Origin of the sequence: Hyphomonas sp. (genome assembly GCF_013823385.1) — a bacterium.
Taxonomy (GTDB): Bacteria; Pseudomonadota; Alphaproteobacteria; order Caulobacterales; family Hyphomonadaceae; genus Hyphomonas.
The window spans coordinates 87,924-97,955 of sequence record NZ_PNMA01000013.1 but is presented as its reverse complement, the minus strand read 5'-3'; the positions used below and the strand labels follow the sequence as shown (position 1 = coordinate 97,955).

Annotated in this window: 12 protein-coding genes and 1 tRNA gene; 8 read left to right on the top strand and 5 right to left on the bottom strand. The window is 63.5% G+C overall.

All coding sequences use genetic code 11. The features are described 5' to 3' along the window. Positions 1–492 precede the first annotated feature (492 nt). Positions 493–939 (bottom strand): MarR family winged helix-turn-helix transcriptional regulator, encoded by a 447-nt coding sequence (locus tag C0456_RS09890; protein WP_291051157.1) that lies wholly within the window; start codon positions 937–939, stop codon positions 493–495. A 123-nt stretch (positions 940–1,062) separates the two neighbouring features. Here C0456_RS09890 and C0456_RS09885 point away from each other — a divergent pair, with 123 nt between their 5' ends. The 6 genes from C0456_RS09885 (at position 1,063) to C0456_RS09860 (ending at position 3,678) form a co-directional block, all read left to right on the top strand. Continuing rightward, positions 1,063–1,719: a glutathione S-transferase family protein gene (locus C0456_RS09885; RefSeq protein WP_291051154.1), complete on the top strand. Its 657-nt coding sequence runs from the start codon at positions 1,063–1,065 to the stop codon at positions 1,717–1,719. An 11-nt stretch (positions 1,720–1,730) separates the two neighbouring features. Continuing rightward, the gene (locus tag C0456_RS09880; RefSeq protein WP_291051152.1) at positions 1,731–2,213 is read left to right on the top strand and encodes a VOC family protein; all 483 of its coding nucleotides are present in this window, start codon (positions 1,731–1,733) and stop codon (positions 2,211–2,213) included. Beyond that, positions 2,210–2,419 (top strand): DUF4287 domain-containing protein, encoded by a 210-nt coding sequence (locus C0456_RS09875; RefSeq protein ID WP_291051150.1) that lies wholly within the window; start codon positions 2,210–2,212, stop codon positions 2,417–2,419. Before C0456_RS09880 ends, C0456_RS09875 begins: the two co-directional genes overlap by 4 nt. An 81-nt stretch (positions 2,420–2,500) precedes the next feature. After that, positions 2,501–2,950 (top strand): VOC family protein, encoded by a 450-nt coding sequence (locus C0456_RS09870; protein ID WP_367179242.1) that lies wholly within the window; start codon positions 2,501–2,503, stop codon positions 2,948–2,950. A 12-nt stretch (positions 2,951–2,962) separates the two neighbouring features. Then, entirely contained in the window at positions 2,963–3,346 is a 384-nt protein-coding gene (locus C0456_RS09865) for a DUF1428 domain-containing protein (RefSeq protein ID WP_291051145.1), read from the top strand. Beyond that, positions 3,346–3,678 carry a DUF1428 domain-containing protein gene (locus C0456_RS09860; protein ID WP_291051142.1) on the top strand — a complete coding sequence of 111 codons (333 nt, stop codon included), beginning with the start codon at positions 3,346–3,348 and terminating at the stop codon, positions 3,676–3,678. Before C0456_RS09865 ends, C0456_RS09860 begins: the two co-directional genes overlap by 1 nt. An 86-nt stretch (positions 3,679–3,764) precedes the next feature. Here the strand turns inward: C0456_RS09860 and C0456_RS09855 are convergent, their stop codons facing one another. Both C0456_RS09855 and C0456_RS09850 read right to left on the bottom strand, forming a co-directional pair. Then, complete coding sequence (locus C0456_RS09855; protein WP_291051138.1) at positions 3,765–5,660, bottom strand: polysaccharide biosynthesis protein; 1,896 nt, start codon at positions 5,658–5,660, stop codon at positions 3,765–3,767. 204 nt (positions 5,661–5,864) lie between these two features. Further along, positions 5,865–5,941, bottom strand: a tRNA-Ile gene (locus tag C0456_RS09850). A gap of 102 nt (positions 5,942–6,043) precedes the next feature. On the opposite strand from C0456_RS09850, the gene C0456_RS09845 reads away from it, so the two are divergent. Continuing rightward, positions 6,044–6,829 (top strand): SIMPL domain-containing protein, encoded by a 786-nt coding sequence (locus tag C0456_RS09845; protein WP_291051135.1) that lies wholly within the window; start codon positions 6,044–6,046, stop codon positions 6,827–6,829. A gap of 47 nt (positions 6,830–6,876) precedes the next feature. On the opposite strand, the gene C0456_RS09840 is transcribed toward C0456_RS09845, so the two are convergent. Both C0456_RS09840 and C0456_RS09835 read right to left on the bottom strand, forming a co-directional pair. Next, positions 6,877–7,842, bottom strand: coding sequence for a KpsF/GutQ family sugar-phosphate isomerase (locus C0456_RS09840; RefSeq protein WP_291051132.1), 966 nt, complete (start codon positions 7,840–7,842; stop codon positions 6,877–6,879). A 100-nt stretch (positions 7,843–7,942) separates the two neighbouring features. Then, entirely contained in the window at positions 7,943–9,235 is a 1,293-nt protein-coding gene (locus C0456_RS09835) for a D-alanyl-D-alanine carboxypeptidase family protein (protein WP_291051129.1), read from the bottom strand. Positions 9,236–9,476: 241 nt separating this feature from the next. Here C0456_RS09835 and C0456_RS09830 point away from each other — a divergent pair, with 241 nt between their 5' ends. Continuing rightward, the gene (locus tag C0456_RS09830; RefSeq protein ID WP_291051126.1) at positions 9,477–9,893 is read left to right on the top strand and encodes a phasin; all 417 of its coding nucleotides are present in this window, start codon (positions 9,477–9,479) and stop codon (positions 9,891–9,893) included. Positions 9,894–10,032: the final 139 nt, after the last annotated feature.

Here is a 10,032-nt window from a genome sequence, read left to right as displayed (position 1 = left end):
AGGCGTGAGTTTGCGCGGGTGGGAGACCCGGTCGGATAAGTTTTTCTTCGCGCGTGTCATCCCGGACACCGCGCAGCGGTGATCCGGGACCTTCTGGAGGTGGGCGCAAGAGCGGAGAGAAGGTCCCGGCTCTGCGGCCGCTGCGCGGCCTTGGCCGGGATGACACGGGGGGTGGTGGGGGCCTGGATATTTGCTTTGCAAATTCCGGGATGACGGGGGAGCGCGTGTTGGATAGGGCGCGGGCTTGTCCAACGTTGCAGGCCCTCACCTCCCATCGCTGCGCGATGGGCCCCTCCTCTCCCTGAGGGAGAGGGGTGAGTCGCACCCAGCCTTGTCGGACCATGCATGAGATGGCGTGGTGAAAACCCCTCTCCCGCAAAGTGGGAGAGGAGGGGGCCTGTTGCTCTGGGGAACAAGCAGACCTCTCCAATGCCACGAGTTGCCCCCTCCCCATGACTATGGGGAGGGTTGGGGTGGGGGCGGCCGGCCGGATCAGTACCCCGCAGCGACTTCCATCAGCTGCCCGCGCAGGGCGCTTGGAGCGCCGGAGAGGTATCCATCCACCTCATCATGCGTCTTGCGCCAGATGGGGACGGCGGCGGCGAGGAGTTTCCGGCCGGCCTCTGTGAGCACCAGCCGGCGGGAGCGTTTATCTTCCTTGTCCGGAACAATTTCGACATAGCCGAGCCGCTCCAGCGGTTTGAGATTGGCCGTCAGCGTGGTGCGGTCCATCGCCAGGAAGGCGGCGGTCTCGCCGAGGCGCGGAGGCTCTGGCCGGTTGAGCGACATCATCAGCGAATATTGCCCGTGGCTGATGCCGAGCGGCGCGAAGGCGGCATCGAAACGGCGCGCCAGCGTGCGCGCGGCGCGGTGCATGCCGAAGCAGAGGCAGCGATTGTAAACCTCAAGCGTGGTCTCGAAGGGCAGTGTCTGTTTCATGACAAAAGTAATATGTTGACATCAACGTATTTGTCAATGAGAAACGCGCAGGAGCTTCCGGCGGCAGGCCGGTACGCCCCAGGGCAGGCGCCGCGCGCCGCCAATGGGATGATGGAGGACAGGATGCGGGAAGTGACCGCTTATACATGGGTGCCTGATTTTGCGCAGGGATTTGTCAAGGATCTGCGCGTGCGCTGGGCACTGGAAGAGGCCGGATTGCCGTATACGGAACGCCTGATCGATCATCAGCAGAAGCTGCAGCCGGACCATCTGGCGCGCCAGCCCTTTGCGCAGGTGCCGGTGTACCGGGATGATGAAGGCGAGCTGTTTGAATCCGGCGCGATTGTGCTGCACATCGCCGAAGGATCACCGGCGCTGATGCCGGCGGAGGCGGCCGCGCGGGCGCGCGTGACGAGCTGGGCCTTTGCGGCGCTCAATTCCATCGAGCCGCATGTGGCGAATGTGACCGGCACGCAGCTGTTCCATGGCGAGGCGCCCTGGGCGGAAGGCTATCTGGAAAGCGCGCGGGCGATGATGAATGCGCGCCTGAAGCAGCTCTCGCGCTGGCTAAAGGGGAAGGATTATCTGGAGGCGGAGCGTTTTACCGCAGCCGACCTGCTGATGGCGAGCGTGCTGCGCGAGATTGAGCGCGATGGCGGATTTGAGCGTTTCCCCGATCTGGCGGCCTATTGCGAGCGGTGCACCGCGCGCCCGGCCTTCACGCGGGCGCTGGAAGCCCAGCTCAAGGTGTTTGCGGCGCATGAGCCGGCGCCAGTCTGAAGGAGGTGTTCATGGCAGGTCTTGAGAAGAAGGTGCGGCCCTGTTTCTGGTTTCAGAAAGACGGCCTGAAGGCGGCGGAATTCTATGTGTCGCTGCTGCCCGATAGCCGGATTGACGGCGTGTTCGAACACGGCAATGCGGCCGATCCGATGGTGGTGGAGTTTACGCTTTCGGGCGCGCCGATGATGATCCTGACCGGCGGGCCCATGTACAAGCTGACGCCGGCCGCTTCCATCTCTGTGCTGACGAAAGACCAGGCCGAGACCGACCGTCTCTGGGCCGCGCTGCTGGACGGCGGCGGGCAGGAGAGCATGTGCGGCTGGCTGGAAGACCGGTATGGCGTGGCCTGGCAGATCGTGCCGGAGATCCTGCCGAAGCTGATCTGCGACGCGGATCAGGCCGCCGGGCGCCGGGCGCAGCAGGCGATGATGCAGATGCGCAAGATCGACATTGCCGGGATCCAGGCGGCCTTCGCCGGGGAGGCCGTGCCATGAGCGAGACCAGGGTAAAGGGGCCCGCCTCCTATTTTCCCTCCATCGAGAAGACATATGGCAAGCCGGTCAGCCACTGGATGGGCATTATCGATGGCATGGCGGGCGCAAAACATATGGAGATCGTGGCGGCGCTCAAATCAGAGCACGGCCTCGGCCATGGCCACGCCAACGCCCTGGTGGCGGCGCACAAGGCCGGCATGAAATAACCTTATGGAAAAAACCTTGTACGGAAGAAGGATATCCGGGTCATGACGGGAAGAGTGCCCGTGGCGGAGATTGCCGCGGAAATGGGAATAGGGCTGATCTCGCCGCACCTTGTCTGTGAGGGCGCAAGCGAGGCGATCGAGTTCTACAAGGCGGCCTTCGGCGCCGAGGAGATGATGCGCCTGCCAGGCCCGGACGGGCGCCTGCTGCATGCCGCGATACGCCTGAATGGCGCCATGATCATGCTGAATGATGCGTACCCGGAGATGGGCGGGCATTCGCCGAAACACTATGGCGGCACGGCAGTGATCATTCATCTGATGGTGGATGATGTGGACGCCCTTGCAGCCCGCGCCGTGAAGGCGGGCGCGAAGATCGTGATGCCGGTGGAAGACCAGTTCTGGGGGGATCGCTACGGCGTTTTGGAAGATCCGTTCGGCCATCACTGGTCGATCGCCACGCCCGTCTGGCCGCCCAAATCTCCTGAGGAAATGCAAGCTGCCGCGAAGGCGGCAATGGACGGGATGCAGTAAGGAGTAAATGCAATGACCTATGTAAGCGGATTTCTGCTGGCGGCGCCGACCGCGAACAGGGACGCCTATCGCAAGCAGGCCGAAGAGGCCTGGCCGATGTTCAAGGGCTATGGCGCCCTCAGCATGGTGGAAGGCTGGGGCGATGAGGTGCCCGATGGCAAGATCAACTCGATCAACTCTGCGGTGATGCGCAAGGAGGACGAGACATCGCTGTTCTCCTGGATCGTGTGGCCGGACAAGAAGACCAGCGACGAGGCCGAGCAGAAGATGATGGCCGACATGCAGGGCCAGCCGATGCCGGAGATGCCATTTGATGGCAAACGGATGATCATTGGCGGCTTCCAGACCATTGTGGGCGATCCGCTGGTGAAGACCGGCTATATGATGGCACGGTGATGCCGGTGCCGGCAGACAAGCGGGAAGCCTATACGGCGGCGTCCGAAAAGATGGCTGATCTGTTCAAGGAATATGGCGCGATTTCGGTGGTCGATGCCTGGGGAGACAACCTGCCTGAGGGCCAGGTGAACGACTTCCACACGGCCGTGCTGCGCAAGCCGGATGAGGCGGTCGTGATTTCCTGGATCAACTGGAAGGACAAGGCCGCGCGCGATGCCGGCTGGGAAAAGGTGATGGCAGATCCGCGGATGCAGGAATTTGGTCCGCATACGGTGGGCGCGGATATGGGCCGCATGATCTATGGCAGCTTCGTGCCGCTGGTGGATGTGTAAGCGGGCAGGGCCGCATGGCCTGAAACGTGACTCGACTCTCTTGACCTGGGGCGCTTTCAACGGCGCCCCTTTTTTATGGCAAGGCGTCAGGCGAGCTTGCGATAGAGAAGTTCGGCGCGTTCCGAGCCATATTCGGGCACCAGCACGCCGAGCAGGCGGACGGCTTCGGCAGGCTGATGGGTGCGGGCAGTTTCGATCAGCTGCAGCACCTGCTTGTTGAACAGCTCGTTGGGCGTGGCCTCGTAACAGACCTGATGCACGCCGCTGATCCGCGTCGGCAGCAGCGCTTCATGCGGATAGGTCAGTTCTTCGTGCAGCTTCTCGCCTTCGCGCAGGCCCATCGTTTCGATGGCGATGTCGACATAAGGCACCTTGCCCTTGAGGCGGATCATCGTCTCGGCGAGCTGGCGGATCGGGATCGGGTCGCCCATGTCGAGCACGTAGAGGCCGGCTTCGCCGGTTTTCTCCTGCAGCGCCGCCGCCTGCAGCACGAGGGCAGAGGCTTCCTCGATGGTCATGAAGAAGCGCGTTGCGTCCGGATCGGTGATGGTGACCGGGCCGCCCTGGGCGATCTGGCGCTCGAACAGCGGCACCACCGAACCCGACGAGCCCAGCACATTGCCGAAGCGCACCATGGCGCCGGCCATGCCGGAATCGGCCAGGATCCGCGCGATGCAAAGCTCGGCAAGGCGTTTGGTGGCGCCCATCACATTGTCCGGGTCCACAGCCTTGTCGGTCGAGATGAAGACGAAGCGCTGGGCGCCGGCGGCTACGGCAGACTGGGCCGCGATGCGCGCGCCGGCCACATTCGTCAGGATCGCTTCGCAGGCATGGCGCTCCATCAGCGGCACATGTTTCAGCGCCGCAGCGTGGATCACCGTATCGGGCCGCGCCGTCATGAAGATGTCGAGCATGCGGGCTTCGTCGCGAATGTCGCCGAGATGACAGTTGATCTTCAGCTTCGGCCAGTGGCGCTTCAGCTCCATCTCGATCTGGTAGAGATTGTATTCGGAGAAATCGATGACGGTCAGTTCGGCGGGGGTTTCACGCGCGACCTGGCGCACGAGTTCCGAACCGATGGAGCCACCCCCGCCCGTGACGAGGACGCGGGCGCCGGTCAGGATGCTGCGCACGGGCTGCATATCGAGATGGCGTTCGGGGCGGGCGAGCAGATCAGCCGGGCGCAGCGGCTCGAGCACCTGGGCGGCGGCGTCATGGCCCAGCGCCATGATTTCGGCGCCGTGGCGGGAGGTGACTTCCAGAACCTGCAGCATGACCGCCGGCGCGCGCGCCGTGCCGGTGAGCGCCACCCACGGCGTTTCGCCATAGCGCAGGACCATGATTTCGATGATGTCACTGAGTTCCTTGAGGCTGCCGAGAATCGGCACGCCGCGCACGGCCCGGCCAGGCTCATGCGCGTCCATCTCGACAAGGCCCAGCACGCGTACGGCCTGATCGGAATCGCGCCCTTCAAGGCGGCGCAGAACATCGATCCAGCTGTCCTGGTTGCCGAGCAGAAGGATCGGCTGGCCGTCCTTGGGCAATTGCTGGAAAATCTGCATCGGGCGCTGCGTCGAGCGCCAGCGCGCAATCATCCGTCCACCGAAGAGCGCGATGGTCCAGAAGCCGATGCCGAGCAGCAGGGTGGGCACTGGGGATGTCAGCGCGCCATTCAGCGACACCATCACGGGCAGATAGAACAGAACGGTCAGCGCAATGATCTGCACAAGGCGCCAGGCATCGGGCGCGCCCATGTGGCGCCACACCTGGCGGTGGATGCCGCCGAGCACGAGCGCGGCGGCTGCGGCGAGCATGAACGCCGCCGTGCTGAGCAGCCATCCCTGAAGATTGAACGGGATGGTTGTGGATTCCTGGCTGAAATATGTATCAAGATTGGCGGCCGTCATCGCAACGCCGGCCATTGCGATGTCAAACGTGAGCGTCAAGGCTATGGCACGCCGGGCGGCGTCTCTAGGTGTCACGTCTGATACTCCCTCACACTCGTTCGTATGAAACGAACCACCCGGGTTCTGCCACCTTGGGTCTGAAAACGCAAAGATTCAAACCCGGTATCACAGGTCAATTCTTTCGGACCGAAATAGAGCAATTCCGTGGCAGAGTTGGGGCAGAAACCGCCTTTGCCGTGCATCCTGTACTCATTGCAGGCGATCCGGCGGAAGGGGGGATGGTGGGCCCGGCAGGACTTGAACCTGCGACCAAACCGTTATGAGCGGTCCGCTCTAACCAACTGAGCTACAGGCCCCACCGGGGATGTCGTTTAAGGGCCGCAGGCTTGCCACGCAACGGCCTTCTTCGGCAGAGAAGACAGACAGACCCAATTCTCGGGCTTATGAGGTCATTCACCATGAAACATGCAACTTTGTCTGCCATTGCGCTGGTTCTGGCCATGGCGCCCGCCGCTTGCGCGCAGGGCGCCGCCGCTTACACCGCGCCTGCCGGGAGCACGCAGATGTACCACCCCAACTCGATCCAGCCTGAAACCACCCTTCAGATTTCCGCCGAAGCCCGCGTTGACCGGGCTCCGGACATTGCCTTCATCACCGCAGGCGTCACCGAAGAACGCGCCACCGCAAAGGAGGCCATGGCCGCTCAGGCCGCCGCCATGAACGGCGTGTTCGTGGCCCTGCGCGCCGCCGGAATCGCCGACCGTGACATGCAGACGTCCGGTCTCAGCCTCCAGCCGCGCTATGACTATGTGGAGACCGCAGGCCGTGACGGCATGAAGCGCGGCGTGCAGAAGCTGGCCGGCTATGTCGCTTCGAATCAGGTGACGGTGCGCGTTCGGGATCTGGCCCGCCTGGGCGATACGCTGGACGGGCTGGTCTCGGCCGGCGGCAACACGCTTTCGGGCGTCAGCTTTGGCATCGATGACGACAAGGACGTGCGCAATGAGGCGCGGTCCAAGGCGATGAAGGATGCCATTGCCAAGGCTGAGCTTTATGCCGCCGCAGCTGGCCTGCGCGTGGCCCGTATCGTGACGATCAGCGAGGGGTATGAATACAGCCCGCAGCCGATGCCGCAGATGGCCCGCATGGCGATGGCCGACGGCATGATGGAATCGACCCCCGTTGCCGGCGGCGAAGTTGGCGTCACGGCCAATGTCAGCGTGCTGTTTGAGCTGACGAAATAGGCAGGGTGAACGAGGCGCCCTGAGATCGGTCAGGGCGCCTTTTCGCGTCAGACATAGCCTTCGGCGAGCAGGTCTTTCATGTCGATCAGGCCGAGCGGCTTGCCCGCCTCATCCACGACGAAGGCGTTCGAGATGCGGTTTTCGCTGAAGTTCTTGATGACGCTCATCATCCGCGCGGCTGGATCGATCGTGCGCGGGCGCGGGGTCATCACCTCCAGCGCGCCCGCCTGGGTCTGACCCGCCAGCATGGTGCGGCGCAGGTCCCCGTCGGTGACCATGCCGATCAGCCGGCCGTTGGCGTCCACAATGCCGACACAGCCCTTGCGCCCCTCGGACACAGCAATCACCAGCTGGGCAAAGCTGGCATCGCTGCCGGTCAGCGGCAGGGGATCTTTCTGTTCGCTGACATAGTCGCCGGCGGTCTGGAGGGTGCGGCCGAGCTTGCCGCCGGGATGGCGGGAGCCGAAATCCTCACGCGAGAAGCCGCGCCGCGCCATCAGCACGATGGTCAGCGCGTCGCCGAGGGCGAGCGCCATTGTCGTGGACGAGGTGGGCGCCAGGCCATTCGGGCAGGCTTCCGGCACGGTCGGCATTTCCAGCAGCACATCGGCATAGCGGCCGAGGGTCGATTCGCGGGCGCGGGTCATGCCGATCAGCGGGATCGCATTGCTCTTGCAGTAGCGCAGCAGGTCGATCAGCTCGCGGCTTTCGCCGGAATAGGAAATCGCGATCACGACCGAGCCCGGCACGATCATGCCGAGATCGCCATGGCTGGCCTCGGTCGGGTGAAGGAAGAAGGAGGGCGTGCCGGTGGAGGCAAGGCTGGCGGCGATCTTCTGGCCGATATGGCCCGACTTGCCGACCCCGGCCACGATCACATGCCGGTCGGTCGCCAGGATGGCATTGACCGCCTGCTCCATCGAGGGGCCGATGGCCTGTTCCAGCTTTTCGAGCGCGTCCCGCTCTGTGCGGATGACATTCCGGGCAAGATCAAGATCGGATTGGGTGGTCAAGGCAGGCAAACTCCACTCACCAGGCTGGTCAGCGGCCTTGTCCTAGAAATCGGCGGTGGCTTCAACCCCCGCAGGCCAGCGCCCCGGAGGGCGCCGGTGATCAGCGGCGGCGCAACTGGCGGCGGGTATAGTCCTGTACCGCCTGGGCAGCGGCCGCACGGGCCGCCTGGGTTGCTTCATACTCAGACACGGTGAGGCCGTTGGGCGTCGCGGCCGGAACGACCTTCGGCGCGCTTGCCGAAACGCCCGTCTGGGCCTGCTGGTATCCCGAAACCGTCAGCGCGTTGGGCACGTTATACTCAGGGGCCTTGAACTCCCGGACCTTGGGCTCCGGCGCCTTGGCGATTTCAGGCACCACTTCCCGCGCCGGGAGCGATTCGCTGATGTCGCCTTCCGCAAATTCCGGCTCAGGCAGGACTTCGGCTGACTGGGCGCCAGCCTGTTCTGCCAGGATCGCGCTCAGCGGGCGGCCATTGAGCATCGGCTCGGCGGCAGCGTTCGGGTTCAGCGGCGTGTTGAGGGCCGCAAAAGACATGAGCTTCGTGTTCGGATCGATCAGCTCCGGCGTCTGGCCGAGGGAGACGAAAGCGGCTTCGACGAGTTCGGTGACATGCGCGTCGCGTGACTTGGCCGATGCGCCGCCCAGCATGATGGCAATCACGCGGCGGCCATCCCGCTCAGCCGAGGTCATCAGATTGAAGCCCGAGGCGCGGGTGTAGCCGGTCTTGATGCCATCCACGCCATTGACCGCGCCGATGAGATTGTTGTGGCTCTTATAGGTCATCCCGCCCCAGCTGAAGCGCTGGGTCTGGAAATAGTGGTAATAGGAAGCGTGGTTGTCGAGGAGCGCGTCGGCGAGGATGGCCAGGTCGCGCGCGGTGGAGAGCTGCGCTGTATCGGGCAGGCCGGAGGCGTTGCGGAAGGTGGTGTTGGACAGGCCCAGATCGCGCGCCTTGTCCGTCATCTTCGCGGCGAACTTGCGCTCCGAGCCGCCGAGGAATTCGGCCACGGCCGCGGCCACATCATTGGCCGATTTGGTGGTGAGGGCGTAGATCGCGTCTTCCACGGAAATCTTGTCGCCCGCCTTCAGGCGCAGGTTCGAGGGCGGCTGGGCCGCTGCATTGCGCGAGACGGTGATCTTGTCGGTGAGCTTGACCTCACCGGCATCGAGGGCATCGAACAGCAGGTAGAGCGTCATCACCTTGGTGAGCGAGGCCGGATAGCGCGGATCATCCTGGTTGCGTGCGTGCAGCACTTCACCGGTATCTGCATCGACGACGATTGCGGCGTATTTCTCAGCATGCGCAGCCGGCGCCATGACGGCGGCGGTAATGGTTACTGAGGCGGCGATGGCGGACCCGCGGAATGCACGGGACCAGACTACTGCTGCCATAAGCGGCACCCTCCAGAACTAAACACGCCCCCCGGACCATCCAGGACCACCCTAGATTCGGCCAATTCTATTGACCACTGCTTAACGCAGGATGAGCGGCTCAATGTTTTGTAATTTCCAGCGGCGATGCAAATCCCGTGCTAAATGATTAATGTTGCGGCGCACAAAATTTATTGCGACCGCGAAGAGAGTGTGCTATATTCAACACAGTCCACGCCCCCGTATATAAAAGGATGTCCCCATGGCTAAGACGACCACATCTGCCTCCCGCGCCAAGGCTGAAGCCCGTCCGACCGAAGCTGCCACCAAGAATATCGAAGCCGGTATGGACACGATGGCTGGCTTTGCCTCCAAGTTTTCCGAGTTCACCGAAGATGGCGTCAAGGCGCTGAAAGACAGCGCCGCCGTTTCGACCGAAACGATGCGCGAAATCGGCAGCCGCAACATGAACTTCATGACCCAGGCGATGGAACAGGGCGTCGAGCTGACCCAGGCCCTCGCCTCGGCCCGCGACCCGCGCGAACTGTTCCAGATCCAGTCTGGCTACGCCAAGTCGATGTTCTCGGCCTATACCGCTGAACTCACCGCGCAGGCGGAACTCTGCATGGGCGCCTGGCGCGAAGCCGCCAAGCCGTTCATGACGCGTCTGGCGAAGTAACACACTGATCCGTTTTCCGCCTCCGGCGTTTCCTCCCAACGCCCGGCAGTAGAGTGGAAGCGTAGATTGAAAAGGCCGGGCCGGTTGGTCCGGCCTTTGTCTTTTCCGCAGTGGTTTGCCCCCGGCCAGAACCGATCTA

Coding starts and splice junctions, on each gene's coding strand:
- C0456_RS09890 (WP_291051157.1), bottom strand. CDS start 939: ATGAAACAGACACTGCCCTTCGAGACCACGCTTGAGGTTTACAATCGC.
- C0456_RS09885 (WP_291051154.1), top strand. CDS start 1,063: ATGCGGGAAGTGACCGCTTATACATGGGTGCCTGATTTTGCGCAGGGA.
- C0456_RS09880 (WP_291051152.1), top strand. CDS start 1,731: ATGGCAGGTCTTGAGAAGAAGGTGCGGCCCTGTTTCTGGTTTCAGAAA.
- C0456_RS09875 (WP_291051150.1), top strand. CDS start 2,210: ATGAGCGAGACCAGGGTAAAGGGGCCCGCCTCCTATTTTCCCTCCATC.
- C0456_RS09870 (WP_367179242.1), top strand. CDS start 2,501: ATGGGAATAGGGCTGATCTCGCCGCACCTTGTCTGTGAGGGCGCAAGC.
- C0456_RS09865 (WP_291051145.1), top strand. CDS start 2,963: ATGACCTATGTAAGCGGATTTCTGCTGGCGGCGCCGACCGCGAACAGG.
- C0456_RS09860 (WP_291051142.1), top strand. CDS start 3,346: ATGCCGGTGCCGGCAGACAAGCGGGAAGCCTATACGGCGGCGTCCGAA.
- C0456_RS09845 (WP_291051135.1), top strand. CDS start 6,044: ATGAAACATGCAACTTTGTCTGCCATTGCGCTGGTTCTGGCCATGGCG.
- C0456_RS09835 (WP_291051129.1), bottom strand. CDS start 9,235: ATGGCAGCAGTAGTCTGGTCCCGTGCATTCCGCGGGTCCGCCATCGCC.
- C0456_RS09830 (WP_291051126.1), top strand. CDS start 9,477: ATGGCTAAGACGACCACATCTGCCTCCCGCGCCAAGGCTGAAGCCCGT.